Here is a 20,143-nt window from a genome sequence, read left to right on the forward strand (position 1 = left end):
TGGTAGCGCACTTCCTTCGGGAGGAAGGGGTCGGAGGTTCGAATCCTCTCACACCGACCATTTTCAGTATCTTGCCTGTCTTTTTGAGCAGTTCCACGTTAGCACTTTTACCTCCCCACTGCTAACGAACTGCTAATACTACTCACACTGCTTGTCAGTCCATGCGCAAGGGCCTCTAGTGCCCTCGCCGTATGCCCCTTGGTCATGCCGACCACCTGAAAGAAAGCTCTTTTACCGTTGGGTGTTCATGCTCAGTAGGTGCAGTGAAAGATCTCTCCTTCAATCAGGACCACTCAGTCGCTCAACTGGACTTGGAAGTAGCTTTGAGCTTCAGTCATTATACAAATCGTCATTTAAATAAATAATTTGAATTAAATGGTTAGAGATTGGCGCTACTTCTCGAAGGGAGATTATTGGTATTCTTTACCTAATCTTTGATGGTTCGAGAGCTAAGACGACTATGCCATTACGCGCCATCCTAAATGACCAAGACATTCAAGCCTTCAATTACTCTGAAGCCGAGTGGCTCGTGCTCAAGAGCCACTACAGAGATAATGATTTATTAATGGCCTGTTACGAGAGCAATGCCATACCAAAGACTAAGCTTTGTGTTATGAGTAAAGTATGGCAACATACTCATGATTTTACTCATTTTTTTACAGAGAAATAGTTTCAAAATCCCACAAAAGAAAGATTAACTGAAACAAAAATAGAGATGCCGAGCAAGTAAAATTTGAAAAATTGTACTTGTGCAGGTATCCAACAAGCGAAGCGCGTTAGTTAACATACCTGATATGGCACATCAGTTGTATTCTAAGTAAACTAGTGCAGACACAAGCTACCTCACAGCCTCGTATCGTCTCTGATAGTTAGCGGGCAAAAATTCTAGTTTTATTTGCTGAAACTTTAGAAAAAACTACCAAGAGATCCTTTGACTCCCAGTTTTCAGGATCTATGGGGAAAGCAAATTTAATCATTTCATTTTCAGAAAAACCACTATATTGGCGGGAAAACGCCTCTGCATCATGCCAATTGATATCTGATTCAATTGCTTTTTGTTCAAGAAAAGATTTTGCAATTAGTCGTTTGACCATTTCCCTATATTCGCTTGATAGTTTTTTCTGGATGTGCCCAGCTTCCTTAACTTGCCAATAACCACCAAGCCGTGGTTTCATCTTAAAATTTTTACGAGCACTTTGAATATATTCGTCTAGAACTTCCCATAAGGGAGAGTATGGCGTAAATAGTTTAGGGTTTACTCTCAATCCACTAGAGGCCATATGATCAAACACAAAGCACCAAATGAAAATATAAAGTTCATCTACATGCAGAACAGATGGATGAAGAGCGATTGACTTTGGGCAGATTCTAGAACGTTTGGCCTTGAAGTCAAGAATTAGCCTTTCTAGCTGTTTAGGTTCGTTTATCCTATCAAACGCTAAGTAACCGGCATAAAGAGCGTCCTCTATTTCCTTAACTGTAAGTGGTTTTCTCTTATTAAATAGCCCGAACATATTTATTCCCTAAATGTATTTTTTACTATTAAACTTGTACTCAAGAAGTTCAGTATTAACTTTCACTTTTAAGTTTATTTACAAGGGTAAAACCTAAAATCAGCTCAATGAATGTCAGAATTGCCCAAGGTCCAAATGCAAAAGCCCAAGCAATAGACGCTAAAACGATTACAGTCATCGCGGTTTTAACATTATCTAAAACAAAGGCCAATATTCCCCCAACAATTAGGAACATGATAAAAAAGCTAAGCATTAGAGTCTCCCCCAGTGATAAGTGCTAATCCATGAAGTAGTCCAAACGTAAATGGAAAAAACAAGATGCCAGGAGCAAAAAATAAAAGTAGAATTCCTAGTATAACTGTACTAAAGCAAATGCCGAACCATGCGGCCTGAGCTATTACTCCCCCCACAATTAAGGCAACCCCAAAAATTAAACGAAAAACAAACATGAGAATCAATCCTTGTATTCTAGTGATAATGGGTTTATAACTTGTTGATCCACAGAAAACTGTGACTTGTGTCACGCCATGTTGCAAATGACTAGATTGAACGTTGTATGGGAGGAAGTTTCTAGCGGTTTGTAATCTGTACTTTCCTGTACTTGATATAACTAGGCTAGCTCCCCGTTCTCTGTACTTAATCCATAGTTTTAATGAGAACTTGGGTCAAAGTAGGGGGGGTTAGTCAAGCCCTTAACTGGGTTAATGTAAGTAACTCCCGGCTAGTAAATGAGAGCATATTTCTACATGGTAGCCATGTGTGCTTTGATGTACTTATACACTAATGCCTAAAACCTAGTTATTACTCTAGTTTTGTTAAACTACCGTGTTAACCGTTGCTAAAGCTTGCTTTAAAAACTAGAAAAAGTGGCTCAATTGATATATGTTACGGACTTGGTTAACCACTACACCATGCTTACTGTCTTTTTTAGGACCTGATTACACTTACAAATTGAGGAAGAAAAAGGTGTCTCGCATCAATGATTTTATTAAGAAAACAAGTGATTCTATCAAAAAATTCAATGATTCTATCGAAAAATTCAACATAGAGACTGAAAAATCTAATATAAAAACTGCTGAAAAAACTTGTGCCGAATTCGGCTATAAACTACCAGATGGCAGCCCTATCAAAGGTCAGTTTGCTGTAACGATATTTCGAATTATAAGCGAAGCTTCAGCAAACCGTGATTATCAACTGCTCTTAGACTTAGAAGAGCAAGGAGTTATAAAAAAGAAATCGTCTTAGTCGATGGCTCTGTCCAATCCCCCCTAAACTAGGCTGATGAACTTTAACCTATACAATCCCCCTAGTTTCAATAGCAGCTCACCCCACGTCATGACTGATATAAAAACTAGGGGCTAGTACCCACAAAGGCGGTCATCTCGTTCCTGTGCTGTTGGAGGACGGCACGAAGTGAGCGAAGCGCAACGAAGTGACGTACTCAATAAAGCTAAAGGATAAGAGATGATGACACTCCGTTAGGAGTGGCAAGCCAGCCCTGAACTGTTTCAAAACCCCTTATATAAAGTAACTAAAGAAACAATCACAAAACAAATTTTTTCTGCCTTCCGTTTATCGCCTCTACTTTCACTCCCCTAGTTTCTAGCTCACTTGTAAAATATGCTTCTTTAGTTGCCTTAGTAAAGCTTGAGCGAGAAAAGCCTGTAGATTCCCTGATATTCTTCCAAGATACTTCAGAAGTACCTTGTTGTTTGTGTGCTTCTAGCGCAAGTAATATTTCATATGCATTTTTCTGTGGTTTAGAGAAATTAGAAAGAACAGTGCCCATTGGCGGCTGCCAGTTTTGCACACATGCTTTAGGAAATTCGTTTATGACCGTATCTATTACTGCTTGCTCTTTTACCCTATCAGGGTACATCAGGTAAACTTCTGTTGGGAGGCAATCAGAGTCATCATCAGCAATAATTCTAGCCCTAGTTCTCATGACCGCTTGGATAATGTCCTCAGCCATTTGACCAGTTGAAAACCTTTCTATATTGTCTTTTGTTATGTTGGATATTGCTGTTACATCACCAGATGGCATGTATGCACCATAAATTTCAGAAACAGTTTCTAGCGGTGGCAGATAGTTCCAGCCAATAACTAGCACTTTAGCGCAATCATTCCAGTCATTCTTGCCGACATGATTCCCCCAGTGGGTAAAAGCTACTGACTTATCAAGAAAGAATTCCGCCTCTAATGAAGATATAAATTTCTTATGACCGATAACTAGTAGTTTGTCATCTGCTGATTTCAGTGAACTAATGATGGGCGAGTATATTTCTATGTTAGAAGTTATTTTCTCATCTGTTCCGCAAAGTGCGCTCCTAGATTGTGAGAACCCTTTAGCAGTAAATATTTTTAAGTTTTTATACTTCCTGATTTTAGGTACATCAATCACATCAAACGAAGGTAGCCTCCCTGTTGATGCAGTTTGGTAGAACTCATTAACTGTCGCGGTAGCATCTAACACCACACATGAACCGAAGGCACTATAAAACTGTTTAAATTTGCTGATTGTGATTGCCTGATTGGTCTTAAATAACCCTAACGCCTTTAAGTTACAATACTCATCATCACCATTTTCTCTTTGCAGGATGCGACAAAATTTCTTAACTAGTGTAAGTATTTGTTCCTTCTCTTTTTTAAGTCTGTCGCCTTTAGAGTTCATTACCGCATTAATCTCGTTTGCTAGCTCATCAAACCTAGTAACGACGACCTGAACAAAGAGTTCTAGATCTATCACCTCAGGAAGGTCGTTTTTAGCTAACTCTAAGAATGGCTGCTCTGGTTCGATTAACTTGGCAGACTGTTCATCAGAAAGTAAGTTGGCTTCAGCCACTAGAAGCCCTTTAATAGCGTCAAGTTGCTTTGTCACTCTTGACCTCTTACCTAAAGGTCTACATGCTTTAGAATAGATCAAAGCATTTTCGACAAAATCTAACATGCGAGAGTACTCTGCAATAGATACGCTTTCATGTGTAGCAAACGACAGCTTTTCATCGATTACGACTAGTTCTCTTGCCTTGGTTTGTTCATCATCTATGGCATATAGCTTATAATAATCTAGCTGCTCTTCATCAGCAGTTGCTATGTCCTGCATTCTTTTATGTGTGATAACAAGGCAACGATATTCTTTTGGATTAACTATAACGTCCTTCGCGAATTTATATCTGTCAGAATCTCCCCCTGAAAATATGGCGATAGCATAGTTATCGTCACCTGATAGATGACAGATGTACTCAGCGTAACTGTGAGCTTCAGCTCGGGTAGAAACCACAATTAAACTAGCCTCTTTTTTAAGCATTGAGACATAAATTTGTAAGGCGATAGACTTCCCAATACCTGTTTGTGCAGGGAATGCCCAGATATTTCTGATATCTAGTGGTGATTGTTTCTGGTTAGTGATCGAGTGGTTTAGTGTTCGACAAAGCTTGCCTAGTACTTTTGGCAGATCTTTTGAGACATGAACATTAAATTGCTGGAAATGTGTTTTCGCATTTAACGTGAACTGTTTTTCATCGACGGGAATATTTAAGACTGGTGGGATTACTACGTTAGGCAAATCATGCTCCCAGATTGTTTCAAAATCAGTTAAAGACATAAAACCAGAAACAATCCTTCCCTTCAAGCGATAAGAAGCTACGCATAAACCACCTAGCTCCCAACACTTTGTTTTATTTAGTAAACTTGCCCTTAGCTGTTTGGTCCAGGATGAATGGCTTGGTTGTTCCGCATCGAGATTCTTGTATTCTCGAAAGTGGGTAGCCAGCTTCATTCAACAGCTAAGGACATCAGTACATGGACATTAAGCTTCACGCTAACGCGACCACAACACCGAAGATCCGAAAGCAGATCCAAGAGTCGCTTGTTGACAAGCGCTGAAACCTGCGGAAATTTGTACGTTGTTGGAGTGATTCATAGGGGAGTGCCTCGATAGAATTTAACAACGACGGACACTCGGTGTATCCCTCTTCTATTGGGCAGGGGAAAAGAACTAAAGGAGGTCCACTACGTCCTCGGCCTGAAGGTGGGTGTATCTGTTCAGCATGGCCAAGTCACGGTGACCAGAGACCACTTGTAGCTGAGTATTACTCAAGCCCTTCTTGGCGTACTTAGTGATGGCTGAGTGCCGCAGAGTGTGGAAGGTTAAGCCCTCAATGCCCAACTGGCGGCAGGCCTTTCGAAAGGCCTTGGTGAGACTTTCAGGTTGTATGGGGAAGGAAGCTCTTCGGTCCAGTATCGCCAGTGCCTCTGCATTCAGTGGAACCCAGCGGGGATGCCCATTCTTGGTCTTTGGTAACAATAGCTTGCGGTTCGCCCAGTCGATGTTCTTGGGGTCGATGCTGCACAGTTCTCCTCGGCGCATGGCGGTGTGATAAGACAACAGAGCGGCATCAGCAGCCATCGGAGGCATTAGACCCAGTATCTGGTCCAACTGCTCAGGCGTGACCACAGCGTCCTTAGGAAGCCTTCTACTGGGCCATTCGAAACGCTTAAAGGGGTCTTTGTACGCAAGGTCGTGGTAGTCGTCAGCGTAACGCAGGACTGCCTGTAGCAGCTTGAGTTCCATAAATACTGTGGTACTGGAGACTTCGGCAAGCCGGGACCTCTTGAAAATCTCCAGGTCGTTCAGTGTGGGGATTGATTCGAAATGTGACCGGACGGTCTCTAGAAGGTAAGCACGAGGTTCTCTAGGCTGAATGCCCTTGTGGTGGGAATAGAGAGAGACGAAGCGGGATAGGTTGGTCTCGCTGCCAACCATGCGATCTGACCATGCGATGGCTTCTCGTTGTGTCTTGAAGGTCTTGCTTGCTCTAAGGGTCTTGGTGCGAACTTGAGCGTTCCAATTTCCGCTAGGTAACTGCTTGATTGTGGCCATGCGTTAGCACTCCTACTGCTAATGGGGAATGCTCAGTTGACAGGGGAAACTCGCCGCTACACTATGCGCAGCCTGCATCTCGGTGTGTGGCGCAGCCTGGTAGCGCACTTCCTTCGGGAGGAAGGGGTCGGAGGTTCGAATCCTCTCACACCGACCATTTTCAGTATCTTGCCTATTTTGCTGTCTCAGCCCCCCCTTTACCGCCTATTTCTCACACAGAGTTTGTGAAAGCTTTCGCCACATACCAGTCGTTCAGAAGAGGTAACGGACAGTCTATAGAAGTAGTACTACTCAATCCCCCCTTCCGAAGGCATAGAAGGGGGGAGTTAGTTTAAGATAGGGCGGGTTAATAATATTTCACAGCCATCACTTATTTGGATGGCAAGTCATACAAGAATAGGGGTCAGGATATACAGGGTCTGTGCTCCAGTCACTATTTCCTCTTACTTTCATATCTCCACTGTATAGGCCGTGCATATAGACAAAGCTCTGATTTTCCTTTGCAGGGAGAACATTAAGAAGATAGTTCGGATCACCATAACGATCTGCACTGAGCTTGGAGACAGCCTCTCTATCTACAGAAGGGACATCTATTAGAGGCTCAGCAGGGTAAATAGCCGTTGAACCCTCCGCAGCTGCGCCTTCATACATCTTGTTGAAGCGTTTGTGAACAGTACCGTGATTCTTAGGTTCAAAATCATTATCATGACACCAGAAGCAAGTCCCAACAGCACCGTGACCTGAAGGGGCACCATTACTACCATGGCATTGTGCACATTGATAAGGTGCGACAACAGCTTCGATACCCTCTGTTACTTCATAGGACTGAATACCTCTACCTAGGTCAAGAACATCAACCGGTTTAGGGTTAACTCCAAGAGAGCCTTGATCATTGTTTGAGTGAATCCCTTGAAGTGAATGACAAGTGCCACAATCAGCAATCCCCCAGCCAAAGTGTTTATTTGTTAATGGCGCAATTGCTGCTTCAATATCATAAATCGGATATTGTCCATCACCACCTAGTCGTTCAGCTTCTTCAGTATAAAAGAAACTAAGTTTCTTGTTAACAAGTGCCGCAGAGTCCACTGGATAGTACATTGGCCAAACATCAGAAAATATGTGCTTATTTCTATCTCCGTACCAATCTGAAATATCGATTTCCAAGCCTTTTTCAGAGAAATATTTTTCACACTCATCATCAATTATTCCATCAGGTATACCTGATGGCTTACCATTAAGTCCGATGCCATCACAGAAAGTGGATAGCACAGTACTACCAGGCCCCATCTGCCCTAGCCCATACTTATGCATCACATCACTTTTGTACTTGGTCTCACTCGCATCAATAGCGTAGGCAAGACGTCCTTGATTAACGACCCCGTTAACCGAATTTACCACGAAATGTTGTATGTCAACTCCAGTTGACAACTTTCCCCAAAACGAGAAGCCTACATCGATAAGCCCCTGCTCTCTCATACTAAGATAAACGTCAGCAAGCGTTATCATCGCATCTTTTTTATATATGTCTGGTCGGAGGTTATGTGGTCTAACTTCAACGTTCTTAAACACCACCCGATCACCACCGATGGGTTGAATCATCACTGAAGGAACAATGACTCTATTATCCGAAAATTTATTCTCTGAAGTTTTTCTCCTTTCAGCCTGTGCTCGTTGCATTTCCTCTCGTCTGTATGTATAAGCATCGCTATACGACCTCAATAATACACCCGATTCATTTTGAAGCACCGTTAACTCTAATCGCGTACTAAGTAACTCGCCCCAGTTTGTATAATTAAACTCACGTTTAAATTCACCAGTATCATTAATCCAGCTTGCGTACCAGTTTGGGTCACCTTGCCCTAAAGGTTTGCCGACTTCATCAAACTCGATAGCACTACCATCTTCATTGCGCCAAACAGTATACCTATATGCACCAATGTCTTCGCCCCATTCATATTCAACGTGAAAATCATCACGCGCTTCTGACAGATAAAGCAATATATCTGCAAAAGTGATTTGACCATCATTAAAAATATCATCCCGAAGTGGCTTCGAAATAACCTTACGGACATCTTCGGCATCAACGGTAAAGCCATGTTTAATATCAGAGTAGCGCCCTTCTGTTTGCGCAACCCAATCAGCACGGTCCATCTTGTCCAGATAAATTGTAATAGGACCTTCTAATTGCCATTTAACATCTGGTCCCCAAACATTCCCAAAGACTCCTGAACCCGTTTGAGGTGACTGGCCCGCATCCGGAACATCCGGTGTATTGGGTTCATCAACGCGATTATCATTATCACTCCCACACCCCGACATCAGGGCCATTGATAATGCTAGAGCAATTGCAGCTTTGTTCATCATCATCTCCATGGTTAAGAAACTAAGTCTGACTAAGAACCAAGGATGCTCTAGCAAAACTGAGCCCATTTCTATGTAGCATGCTACACAAAAAGTCTTTGACCACAGCTTTCTGTGACCATCAACAAATATACCTCCAATAAGTAACATGCTTTCCCTGAAGAAATTTGTATGCACTTCAACAAGTAAAGACCATGAAAGTTCCTCAAGCGACTATAACATCACGACTTCTTTTGCGAATGCCTATCGACATTTTTGTCAACAATTGTTAGTCTCGATGACGAAATGTAGAAATTAATTTTACGTCAGTTTAAATCCCGAGTGACTAAACCATGACTTTCATTGACATTGATAATAAAGACGTTGTTCGCAGGCAAATAGAAAGCAAACTCAAGAGCTTCGCTTTATCAAACTGTTTGGAAGATGTTTTTTACTCGTATGACATCAATTTTGAGACACCAACAACTCATACCAGAGAACTGGTGGATTTATGTAAAAGATTTAAGAAAAGAAAACAGATTTTTTTTAGCTCCAATAAAGGGCGCAAATATTTCAAACTCTTAATCTTAGACAGGATGGATAAAGAATCCGAATTTAGGGGTAAGTTCGAGAACAAGCTGTATAAAAAAGACAAGATAGCATCATGCATATGCAAATATGACAAGAGAAGTAATCCGGGCGGTGTAATAGAAAAACAACATGATTTTTTTTCGTATGAAAAAAAATTTGAAATCATTATTCCTTGTGAAATAAATAAAAATTTTTTCGCTAGATTTGTCGTTATGACTAATGATCATACTTTCAACGAATTACGCGTAACCAAAGAGCTAAAATCAGGCTTAGTAGAAGTTCACAATAGTATTGTGAATGAATTCATCAGGCATATAAACCCCCTTCATGACTATCAACATGTAAAGCAAAGCTCATTACGTGTACTTGAATGTCTTGCTAGCGGCATGAATAGAGAAGAAATAGCGGAAAAACTACACTTGACAGTTCGTGGGGTTGACTACCATATAGACCTATTGAAGTCATCTCTAATTTCAAATAATATTGCAAACCTAGTTTATAAGGCATGTACTTTAAAACTGTTAACATAGGTGACTAAATTAAACTTTGAACAATGCTGTTAAAATAACTTTAAGATCATGAACAATTTAAGTGGTGATGACTCATCCAAGGATTTAACTGCACCTGACTTGTAAATGATTTCCATCTCAAGATAGAAGAAAGGCGTGAAGATTAATGTAGAAGCAACTCTGGCTTGATGATTATTCAAATTTTATTGTTAAATAAAATAGGGGGGAGCGCACTTCTTCAATTATCTGCATCAGTGCCCTTGTTAATACTAAGTGTACTAGGTAACCCCATCGTATTCTCGGCACTTTAAGCCTTATAAAAACGAATCCAATAGGTACCTGGTCTAACAAACGAGCGTAAAATCGGACCTAGATTAATACAGCACTATGTGGGATCATCAACCTAGGAATCCGCTTTATTTTCTCCATTGAGATGATGAACCAAGCAAAATCATAGTAGCTTACGTCAATGACCACTTTTGGCGCCTAAGCTGACAGTTATCGTCAGCGGTACAACAAGCCATAAAGCAGGTTCCCAAGGGAACCTGCTTTATGATTACGTCAAATTTTCACGTGGCACTGATTCTCCGCTACTTCATCCCCAGCCTTTTAGCCAGCCGGTGCAAGTTTCCTGTGTCCAGACCCAGAGCACGGGCGCTGGCCGCCCAGTTGCCATCATTGGCGTCCAGGGCCTGGCGAATCAGCCGCTGCTGAAACTGCTCGGTGGCCTGACGAAAGCCCAGGCCAATATCGACATCCGGTGTCACAGTGGCTAGCGGAGTCCTAGCCTTTGAGCCCTTGCCCGGCGTGCGATCAAGATGCCGGGGATGGATCACCACATCTTCTGTGACCGACTCGGCTCTGGCCAGCACCGTGGCCCGGTGCAGGCAGTGCTCCAGCTCCCGGACATTCCCCGGCCATTGCGTGCTCATCAACAGTTGATTGGCTGTCTCATCTAACCTCAGAGAGCGTAAGCCTAGATTGGCCTGCCAACGTTCCAGAAAGAACCCGGCCAATAACAACAGGTCGTCTCCGCGCTGTTCCAGCGGGGGCACCTGAAGCGGGAATACACTCAACCTATGATAAAGATCGGCCCTGAAACGCTTGTCCAACACCTCCTGGCGTAGATCCCGGTTGGTGGCGGCGATGATGCGTACATCCACCTTGATGGCCTTATCACTGCCGACACGCTGCAAATCGCCATACTGAAGAACTCGCAACAACTTGGCCTGTAAGCCCAGTGACAACTCCCCGACTTCATCCAGAAACAGGGTGCCGCCGTCCGCCAGTTCGAACTTCCCTTGTCTATTGCTGATGGCACCGGTAAAGGCGCCTTTTACATGACCAAAGAGTTCACTCTCAGCCACGGATTCGGGCAGCGCAGCGCAGTTCAGATAAATCAGAGGCTTGTCGGCACGCAGGGACGCAGCATGAATAGCCTCGGCCACCAGCTCCTTACCTGTGCCTGTCTGGCCCAACACCAACGCCGTCAGATCCGTCTTGGCAACCACCTCTATCTCTCGCCTGAGTGACTGCATCACCGGCGACTGACCAATGATCTCCACAGCCATGTTCTGCTGGCTTTCGCTGCGTTGTGAACTCAAACCCACCTGACCGCTGATCCGTTCCAGCTCTTCCATCAAAAGGGCATTGTTAAGGCTGGCCGCAGCCAGTGCAGATACCGTGCGCAGATCGCCATCACTGAACTTATCAAACTGCTGAGGATTGAAATCATCAATGGTAAGGGCACCAATAAGGCGCTGGTTCGCCACCAGGGGCAAACCGACGCAGGCGTGAACCTTCAGTTTGTCATCGTGGCTGGGGATCAAGCCATCGTATGGATCGGGCAGATCGCTGTCGGCAGGAAAACGCACCACATCCCCTGCCCTGGCAATCGCCTCCAGCCTAGGGTGCTCCGCAATCTGGAAGCGGCGCCCCAGCACCTCAGTGGCCAGGCCGTTGATCGCCAGCGGGGTGAACTGGTTGCCACGAAATACCAACAGTGCAGACGCATCACAATCCAGCAAGGTGCGGACCGTGGTCAGCAATCGATCAAAACGATCCTGGGCCGACACATCAGAGGTCAGATCCAACGCCAAGCTGGCAAAATCATCTAAAGCCAATCCCATAGGATGCTCCTGGCCAAACATTGTCAAAAAGACAGTGAATTGTCATTTAGACAGTATAGTAAGAATGTCATTATGACACCATCCTTAAAGTCATACCCCGTAAATTCAAGCCCTTAAAACTTGGCACGATTGCTGTAATAGCTCACTCAGTTTGAATAAATGATTTTCCGATTTTGAGGTACGGCTTCATGGCAATCCACGTAAAAAACAACATCCACTGGGTAGGACAACGCGACTGGGAGGTACAGGACTTTCACGGCACCGAATACAAGATGACCAAGGGCACCAGCTACAACAGCTATCTGATTCGGGAAGAGAAAACCGTGCTGATTGACACCGTCGACCACCGCTTCAGCCAGGAGTTTATTCAGAACCTGGCGATGGAAGTGGACCTGAACCAAATTGACGCCATAGTGATCAACCACGCCGAAGAGGATCACGCCGGAGCCCTGGCGGCACTGCTGGAGAAGATCCCCGGTACCCCCATCTACTGCACCGAGAACGCCATCGATTCCATCACCGGCCACCATCACCGCCCCGACTGGAACTTCCAGCCCGTAAAAACCGGTGACAGCCTGGACCTGGGCAATGGCAAACAGCTGGTATTCGTCGAAGCGCCCATGCTGCACTGGCCCGATAGCATGATGACCTACATGACCGGCGATGCCGTGCTGTTCTCCAACGACGCCTTCGGCCAGCACTATTGCGACGAACGCCTGTTCAACGATGAAGTGGACCAGGCAGAACTGTACGAGCAATGCCTGCGCTACTACTCCAACATCCTCACCCCCTTCAGTGCCCTGGTCATTGCCAAGATCAAAGAGGTGCTAAGCCTGAACCTGCCGGTGGATATGATCGCCACCTCTCATGGCATCGTCTGGCGCGACAATCCGGTACAGATCATCGAAAAGTATCTGGAGTGGGCCGACGACTATCAGGAAGATCGCATCACCATCTTCTACGACACCATGTCCGGCAATACCCGGATGATGGCGGACGCCATTGCCCAGGGGATCCACGACGTCGACCCCGGTGTGGCGGTGAAAGTGTTCAACGTCTCCCGTCAGGACAAGAACGAGATCCTGGCCAACCTGTTCCGCTCCAAGGGCGTGCTGGTGGGCTCTTCCACCATGAACAACGTGATGATGCCCAAAATTGCCGGCATGCTGGAGGAGATCACCGGCCTGCGATTCAAGAATAAGAAGGCCGGTGCCTTCGGCAGTTTCGGCTGGAATGGCGGCGCGGTTGACCGTATTCATGCCCGCCTGACCGACGCCGGTTTCGAGACACTGCCCGGCCTGAAGACCAAATGGAAACCCGATGGCCAGGCGCTGAGAGCGTGCCGTGAACATGGCCGCCAGGTCGCTCGCCAATGGACACTGCATCCTCTTAACCAAGCTCAACCGCCAGTCCAGACAGAGCCCTCTGCCCTGCCCCAGAATCACACCTCTGAGAAGGCGCCTGGCTCTATAGTGGCCGGGGATGAGCCGATGCTCTGCACCGTATGCCAGTGGATCTACGACCCGGCCTTGGGCGAACCCAATCAGGGCGTCGAGCCCGGAACCGCCTGGAGTCAGGTGCCCGACACCTTCCTTTGCCCGGAATGCGGTCTGGGCAAGCAGGTATTTGAGCCCACTGCCCGCCAGGAGGACGCTGCATGAGTGCGCCCATTGTCATCATTGGCAGCGGCTTTGCTGCCTATCAACTGGTGAAGGCACTGCGCAAACTGGATGCCGACCACCCCATTACCGTGGTGACCGCCGACGACGGCCATGAATACAGCAAACCGGATCTCAGTCATGTGGTCAGCCGTGGCCAGAGGGCCGACGACTTGGTGAAGCTCTCCGGGGCACAATTTGCTGAGCAGCACAACATCACTCTATTGCCACGGCAGACGGTAGAGCGCATTGACCCAGCCCAGCGTCAGCTGGTGCTGGCCGACCGAAGGCTCAGTTATGACCAACTGGTCCTGGCCACAGGGTCCCGGGCGATGGTACCGGCCATCGACGGGCTTACAAACGGCGACATCGTCACCCTTAACAGCCTTGGAGAGTATCAACAGCACCAACAGAGGTTGTTGGATGCCGAGTCGGTTCTGGTGATTGGCGCTGGGCTCATAGGCACCGAACTGGCCATGGACCTGGCCAATGCCGGTAAGGAAGTGGTTCTGACCGACATGGCGCCGCGGCTGCTGCCCAGGTTGCTGCCAGAATTCATCGCCAGCCGGCTGCACTCTTGCCTGAGCACGCAGCCCGTCACTCTGGAGCTAGCCACACAGGTTCAAACCGCAGACCCGCAAGGCCGGGGGTATCGTGTCACCCTGACCAATGGCCACCAGCATGATGTCGACGCCGTCGTCGCCGCCATCGGTCTGAGGCCCAACATTCAGCTGGCCCGTCAGGCGGGGCTTAAGGTAAATCAAGGTATCGTGGTGGACAGTCAGCTTCGGACCAGCGAAAGAGACATCTTTGCCCTGGGCGATTGCGCAGAGCGGAACAGTCAGCTGGAGCCCTACCTGCAACCGGCGCTGCTGGGTGCCAACGCCCTGGCCAAAACCCTATTAGGATCACCCACTGACGTGATTCGCACCAATACTCTGGTCAAGGTGAAAACTCCGCACCTGCCCATTCAACTTGCCGGTGACACCAGTCACGTCGGCGCTCAATGGGAGGTCAAAGTAGATGACGAGGGTATGACCGCCAGCGCTTTCGACAGTCAGCAGAAACTGATCGGCATAGTGACCACTGAGCAACACATGAAAAACGCTTTTTCTCTGCTCAGACAACTGCCATTGGTGTAGAAAAGTGAACAGCCGAATCCAGGAGACACGCAGGCCATCAACCACAGGTAAGTGGTCCAGGCTGAATCGATACATAACACGGTGCTACCGCCTCCTGGTGCCGGAACAACTCTCTACCGGCCTGGACCTGCCCATCAACGAGCTTGGCCAGGCCAACTTCGAATGCCAGCTTTGCCAAAAGCCACTGCTAAACAGATCAAAGAGGAACAGATCATGAGCCATCAACGCATCCCATCCCACTGGACCATCCAGCGTTCAACGCCATTTTTCACTAAGGAGAATGTGCCTGCAGCCCTGTTGTCACACCACAACACAGCCGAAGGCGTTTTTGGTCAGTTGTGTGTGATGGAGGGGGTAGTCACCTACTTCGGCTTCCCCGATAAAGACGCCAGCGAGCACGAGATCAAAGTGGTGATCTCCGCCGGTCAGTTTGCCACCAGCCCGCCTCAGTACTGGCACCGCATCGAACTGTCTGATGACGCCCAGTTCAACATTAACTTCTGGTCCGAAAAGGACAAAGGCGATAAACCGCTGTTCAATGCACGCTGATTGCTGTCCATCTCAATTAGAGGTGAACAGCCAAATCCTGCCAGGCCTCGAACATTGTCGAGGCCTGGCAGGGTTAAAGCGCTTAGATGGTAAAGAACTCCAGCTCTCTCTTTTGCTTCTCGGACAGCTCGGCCAGTGCCCTTACCGAGGTGCTTACCTGATAAGCGTAAGCAACATTCTGATTCACCAGGTCAAAAGCCTGGGCGGTATTTTTCGAGATGTCCTCGGTCACACAAAACTGTTCCTGGGCTGAGGTTGCCAGCAGTGAGTTGATGTCTGCTATGGACTTCACCGAGTTGGTGATCTCTTCAAAGGAGGATTTCACCTCTTCCGTCGTTTGCACCGACTCGGCAATCAGGCTGACATTTCGGCTCATGTTTTCCGTCGCCGCGTGGGATTGAATCTGCAATTTGTCGATCAACTCTTTAATGTTCACCGTCGACTGCTGAGTCTTGGATGCCAGATTTCTGACCTCATCGGCCACCACCGCAAAACCTCGACCATGTTCCCCTGCCCGCGCTGCCTCAATGGCGGCATTGAGCGCCAGGAGGTTGGTTTGCTCTGAGATGCCCTCAATCACATCGGTCACAGTCCCAATCTCCTGGGCATACTCAGTCAGTTCCCGCACCGTCAGTTCTGACTCGCAGATGGCGCGATTAATGCGATCCACCAGAACAATATTGTTTTCCAGCGTGTGCTTACCAGACTCCGAACTCTCCTGCGCCTTCAACGTTGCTTCCTGAGCCACAGCCGCATTGGCGCTCATCTCCTGAGAGGTAGCAGACAACTCATTGATAGCCGTAGACACCTGCTCTACCTGACTGAGCTCTTCCTTGGCATTGCTGCCGGATTTATCCATCGCCTCAGTTAACTCCACACAGGAGTGAGCCACATCGCCGGCCAGTTTATGAGAGTTGTGAATGAGTTCCTTCAGTTTCTCCGACAGATTGATTACCGAAGCGTGGATACCGGTCTCAGAACCATCTTTATTAAACTGCTGCACCAGATTCCCCTGAGACAGTGTCTTAACAATGCTTTCAATTTCCTTCGGTGCTCCACCCACTGGCTTAAGAATCAACCTGTCCACTAAAGCATGCACTACAAACAGAGACAAAATCAGGCTCAGTACACCGATGACCACAGAGCTCAAAAGCTGCGCCTGAGCACCTTGCTCTATCACTTCATCACGGAAGACGGTGACAAATTGCCATTGAACCATTGGCAGATCACCCCACAGCGCCGTTGCAGGTACGTCAGCGCCATCAACTACGGCCACGTAACTCAACTCACGATGTTCGGCATTGAAGGCCCTGTAACCGGGCCTCTCCTGATAGATGTTTTTGCCGATCTGCTCCGGATAAGGAGACACCAGCAAGGTGCCCTGTGCGGTATAGACAAACATATCATCACGACTGGAGTACCCTTCCAGCACAGAGTCCAGATAGACATTGGACAGAATCGCCGCACTATCGCTGACTCTGTGTGCCATACCCAGCACTTGCTTCTGGGTCACCGCAGACTCAAATGGTGAAGATATGTAAAAATCATCCCCACTGGTAAAAATTGCCCTGTAGTATTCCCTGTTCAGTACTTTTACATTGAAGGAAAGCAGTTTACCCGAAGAGTTGTAGATGCTTCCGTCAGTAGTAAACAGGTATATGCCATCGGTAATGGCAGATTGCGCTTTCTCCAGAGTCTTCAACTGAACAATGGCCGACTCGGATAGGTTTCGAGAGAATATGTCTTCAGCATTCACCGACAACGCACTTAGCTCTCTCTTATAAGCATAAAATTTCTCCCCGAGCTTATCGGAGATTGATATGTTTCTTTCCATTAACAGCCTCTTGTTCAGACTGAGGCTTTCTTTCTGAAACGCATTATGCCCTATGAAGGTCATTACTGTGACAATCAACAATATCAGCACAGTCAAAGGGGCAAGGATTTGAACTTTAAATTTTTTCATCGAGTTCATGACTCACTTTGTTAAATTCTTAATTTGCCGGACAATAATTGTTGCATTGAAGGCTTGAGAAAAGTGCCTGGTTCGCTATCTCCTTCTTTGATGGCACTGAGGTCAAACCCTTGTATGAACCACGACTCCAACTCGTTATTCGTCACTCTTGAGTTCTCTTCAATCTTGAGTGCGTTAGACAAGGCTTCCAACAAACTCGAGTAGTAGCTCATGTATTGTTGCGACTCTACGCCAAATTCCAAGCAATGCCCGTTAACAAAGGCGCTATAGACCCGACCGCCGCCATAAGTCAGGCCCTGACTGCAGGCACGAACAAGGTCGTCCACCGCACTGCCATAGCGCTTCTTAAGTCGCAGCAAACTGCGGTAGGATGAGTCCTTAGCACTGAACATTTCACTTTCACTGGGGAGGAGTCTGACCAATGGAAGGTAGGCCTCCACCTGTGTTTTTCGAACGGTCCAGGCAGCATGCAATAATAGGGTTTTGCCTGGATTCCTGAGCCGCCTTAATGTGTCATTAAGATGAAGCAGTTGTACTTCAATCTCCAAAGACGACAAAGACATTTTTAACTCAACAATTGAATTGAAGCATTCTCCCAAGCCACTTTCGAGCAACTCACCGTGTTTGTCGAATGTTTCCAGAAAAAAATTCTCAAAAGTTGCTTGTCTTAAATCTTCTCTAATCTTAAGACAATGATTAAACTTGTCATTATAACCCATCAATTCCTTTCCTGAGCTGCATAAAATGTGAACTATGATTTTTTGCGGAAAAGTCTACCAGACCTTAGGTGATGGAAACCGTTCCAAATTGACTGCGACATCACAATGTAATCAACTGCAACAATTCAATTTTCAAGAATACCATTTTTCTACACTCGCCTTGGGATTTAAATCTTAGCAAAATCAAAAAACCTTTACGCCAAACATAAAAATTCCGCCCAATGGGCGGAATTTTGCCTGAACACCAGGCCAATGGTCGGAGGGTGATATGAAACACTAAAGGCTCGGGCGTACGTGCAAAATGACAACCAAACTGAGCCTTATAGTTAGAGTACTTTAGTAATCAGTTCCAAAACCTGAGTTGCCTCTCCGGATAAACATTCAATTCCGAATAAACTCGTATGTTAAAACCTGGTAGACACTCAAACTGATATACAAAAACAACTCACCCATTCTCGAGCACCTGCAGGAGTCACCAGGTGCCCGAGACGACCCTTTAATTACAGCGCGTAACGAACAGAGAACTGGCCGTACATGGAGTCAACATCCTCATGGTCAATGGCGTAGTTACCCACTTCCAGACCCATCGCCAGCTCCTTGGTGAAGTTCTTAAACAGGTTAATGCCCCACTGGCTGGTTTCGTTACCGGAAACGTCACCTTCGATGTGACCATAGATCAGCGTGGTGCGCACGGTGTCATTCCAGAAGTGGCGATAAGCGATGTTGTATGCGGTGGTATCTTCCACCTCTTCACCCACCAGATCCTTCACCGCCGCAGTCCCTACGTAGCGACCCAGCTCGCCTTTGTGTACCTGGAAGCGCAGGTCGTCTTTGCCAAAGGTGTTGATACGACCGGCAATGGAGAAGCCCATGGCATTTTCCGTTTCACCACCGGTGGTGTTCAGTTGACGCGCCAGACCGGCCACAGACACATTGCCCCAGTCACCTTTGAATGTGTACTTGGCGACGAAATCTGGCAGCTTGTCGTTGGCGGTGTCACCACCAAAGCTCTCGGGGTTTTCGATGGACAGCTGCAGACCGCCGTTGGTGTAGCGGATCTGACCTTGACGGATGAAGGAGATCCCCATCATGGTGCTGCCGAAGTCCGCGGTTTCACCGATGGCACTGGTGTTCATGAAGGTGGACCAGGTCTGACCGGCGGTGATGTTGTTGTACTTCACAAACGCGTGACGCAGACGCGGATTCAGGGAGTTGGAGATAATCTGGTTACCGCCGCCACCGAAGAAATCCATCTCGATAAAACCGACCAGGTCACCGTGGATGTACTTGGTGTTGAAACGGGTTTCGTTGGCAAAGATGCGGATCTGAGAAGCACTTTCCTCCAGGGGGGTGCCGCCACCTGTCCATTGATCTTTATAGGCTACGTCACCGTCTACATAACGGACATCGGCTTTAATGTAGCCGCCAAAGATCAGCTTATCGTTATCATTGAGTTCAATTTCATAGCCGGCCATTGCGGGCAGGCTAACAGCAGCCAGAGAGCCAAGAACCATCGCGTTTTTCAGAGTGTTTTTAGCAGACATAGTATTCATCCGTTTTATTCTTCATTTTTCTCAACTTCAAATTTTGGGCATAAGGGCGCCACTACAGAATCACAGTGGTGATCTGCACAGAGTCGGTCAGAAGCTGAAAATAAGTTGGGAAGGCAGGGAGATACACTCCCTGCCATCAAAGTTACTGCTTGTGCTTGGTGAACTTGAAGGTGTGGCAGTCGTTACACAGGTGCTGCTTGGCTTCATGCTCGCCGTGACACACGGTGCAAGGCACCTCTTTGCCGTAGTGCAGGTTGTTGTGCGGGTTCTGCCACAACTCCTCTTTGTCCTTGCGGGCGGTCTTCTTCGCCAGCTTGTCCACCTTGTGGCACTTCAGGCAGGCGTCATCCGCAGGGCGAACGGAGGGAGCGTCAGTGCCGTGACAGACCTTACAGTTGTCCTTTTTGTAGAACTTCTGGTGATAGGTACGACCGTCCATCATACCTTGGTCAGTCAGAGAGGCATCAGCCTTGATCTCAGCAGCAACGTGAGTGCTTGCCAGCAGAGCAGCAACAGCGGCCAGGGTCATTAACTTTTTCATCATCTAATCCTCATTAATTCCGTTATTGACTCAGGCGCCCATGA

The 20,143-nt window shown here is 46.9% G+C and carries 15 protein-coding genes and 1 tRNA gene; 6 read left to right on the plus strand and 10 right to left on the minus strand.

What is annotated here, in order from left to right:
• Nucleotides 1–869 precede the first annotated feature (869 nt).
• Together ACN0R1_RS19520 and ACN0R1_RS19525 are read right to left on the minus strand one after the other, a co-directional pair.
• Nucleotides 870–1,514, minus strand: coding sequence for a hypothetical protein (locus ACN0R1_RS19520; RefSeq protein ID WP_417585858.1), 645 nt, complete (start codon nt 1,512–1,514; stop codon nt 870–872).
• Nucleotides 1,515–1,569: 55 nt separating this feature from the next.
• On the minus strand, nt 1,570–1,767 hold the full coding sequence (locus tag ACN0R1_RS19525; protein ID WP_417585859.1) for a hypothetical protein: 198 nt from the start codon (nt 1,765–1,767) through the stop codon (nt 1,570–1,572).
• 713 nt (nt 1,768–2,480) lie between these two features.
• Between ACN0R1_RS19525 and ACN0R1_RS19530 the strand changes: the two genes are divergently transcribed.
• Nucleotides 2,481–2,759, plus strand: a complete 279-nt coding sequence (locus ACN0R1_RS19530; RefSeq protein WP_417585860.1) for a hypothetical protein — start codon at nt 2,481–2,483, stop codon at nt 2,757–2,759.
• A 298-nt stretch (nt 2,760–3,057) separates the two neighbouring features.
• Here the strand turns inward: ACN0R1_RS19530 and ACN0R1_RS19535 are convergent, their stop codons facing one another.
• Both ACN0R1_RS19535 and ACN0R1_RS19540 read right to left on the minus strand, forming a co-directional pair.
• Nucleotides 3,058–5,292, minus strand: coding sequence for a DEAD/DEAH box helicase family protein (locus ACN0R1_RS19535; protein WP_417585861.1), 2,235 nt, complete (start codon nt 5,290–5,292; stop codon nt 3,058–3,060).
• 219 nt (nt 5,293–5,511) lie between these two features.
• A complete protein-coding gene (locus tag ACN0R1_RS19540) occupies nt 5,512–6,396 on the minus strand; it encodes a site-specific integrase (RefSeq protein ID WP_417585862.1) in 885 nt (294 codons plus the stop codon).
• Nucleotides 6,397–6,476: 80 nt separating this feature from the next.
• Between ACN0R1_RS19540 and ACN0R1_RS19545 the strand changes: the two genes are divergently transcribed.
• Nucleotides 6,477–6,553, plus strand: a tRNA-Pro gene (locus ACN0R1_RS19545).
• A 209-nt stretch (nt 6,554–6,762) separates the two neighbouring features.
• Here the strand turns inward: ACN0R1_RS19545 and ACN0R1_RS19550 are convergent.
• Nucleotides 6,763–8,757, minus strand: a complete 1,995-nt coding sequence (locus ACN0R1_RS19550) for a hypothetical protein (RefSeq protein WP_417585863.1) — start codon at nt 8,755–8,757, stop codon at nt 6,763–6,765.
• A 332-nt stretch (nt 8,758–9,089) separates the two neighbouring features.
• On the opposite strand from ACN0R1_RS19550, the gene ACN0R1_RS19555 reads away from it, so the two are divergent.
• Nucleotides 9,090–9,857 (plus strand): helix-turn-helix transcriptional regulator, encoded by a 768-nt coding sequence (locus ACN0R1_RS19555; RefSeq protein WP_417585864.1) that lies wholly within the window; start codon nt 9,090–9,092, stop codon nt 9,855–9,857.
• A gap of 569 nt (nt 9,858–10,426) precedes the next feature.
• On the opposite strand, the gene norR is transcribed toward ACN0R1_RS19555, so the two are convergent.
• Nucleotides 10,427–11,965: a nitric oxide reductase transcriptional regulator NorR gene (norR, locus tag ACN0R1_RS19560; protein WP_417585865.1), complete on the minus strand. Its 1,539-nt coding sequence runs from the start codon at nt 11,963–11,965 to the stop codon at nt 10,427–10,429.
• Nucleotides 11,966–12,153: 188 nt separating this feature from the next.
• Here norR and norV point away from each other — a divergent pair, with 188 nt between their 5' ends.
• From norV to ACN0R1_RS19575, 3 genes are all read left to right on the plus strand, one after another.
• A complete protein-coding gene (gene norV, locus ACN0R1_RS19565; RefSeq protein WP_417585866.1) occupies nt 12,154–13,626 on the plus strand; it encodes an anaerobic nitric oxide reductase flavorubredoxin in 1,473 nt (490 codons plus the stop codon).
• On the plus strand, nt 13,623–14,765 hold the full coding sequence (gene norW / locus ACN0R1_RS19570) for an NADH:flavorubredoxin reductase NorW (protein ID WP_417585867.1): 1,143 nt from the start codon (nt 13,623–13,625) through the stop codon (nt 14,763–14,765). The genes norV and norW overlap by 4 nt, the downstream gene beginning before the upstream one ends.
• Before the next feature lie 162 nt (nt 14,766–14,927).
• A complete protein-coding gene (locus ACN0R1_RS19575) occupies nt 14,928–15,314 on the plus strand; it encodes a DUF1971 domain-containing protein (protein WP_417585868.1) in 387 nt (128 codons plus the stop codon).
• Between the two features lie 82 nt (nt 15,315–15,396).
• Here the strand turns inward: ACN0R1_RS19575 and ACN0R1_RS19580 are convergent, their stop codons facing one another.
• The 4 genes from ACN0R1_RS19580 to ACN0R1_RS19595 form a co-directional block, all read right to left on the minus strand.
• Nucleotides 15,397–17,148, minus strand: a complete 1,752-nt coding sequence (locus tag ACN0R1_RS19580) for a methyl-accepting chemotaxis protein (RefSeq protein ID WP_417585869.1) — start codon at nt 17,146–17,148, stop codon at nt 15,397–15,399.
• A 149-nt stretch (nt 17,149–17,297) separates the two neighbouring features.
• Nucleotides 17,298–18,005, minus strand: a complete 708-nt coding sequence (locus ACN0R1_RS19585; protein WP_417585870.1) for a hypothetical protein — start codon at nt 18,003–18,005, stop codon at nt 17,298–17,300.
• Nucleotides 18,006–18,505: 500 nt separating this feature from the next.
• Nucleotides 18,506–19,549, minus strand: coding sequence for a DcaP family trimeric outer membrane transporter (locus ACN0R1_RS19590; protein ID WP_417585871.1), 1,044 nt, complete (start codon nt 19,547–19,549; stop codon nt 18,506–18,508).
• Nucleotides 19,550–19,700: 151 nt separating this feature from the next.
• Nucleotides 19,701–20,099 (minus strand): cytochrome c3 family protein, encoded by a 399-nt coding sequence (locus ACN0R1_RS19595; protein WP_417585872.1) that lies wholly within the window; start codon nt 20,097–20,099, stop codon nt 19,701–19,703.
• Nucleotides 20,100–20,143 lie beyond the last annotated feature (44 nt).

The organism is Nitrincola sp. (assembly GCF_048264025.1).
Classification (GTDB): domain Bacteria; phylum Pseudomonadota; class Gammaproteobacteria; order Pseudomonadales; family Balneatricaceae; genus Nitrincola.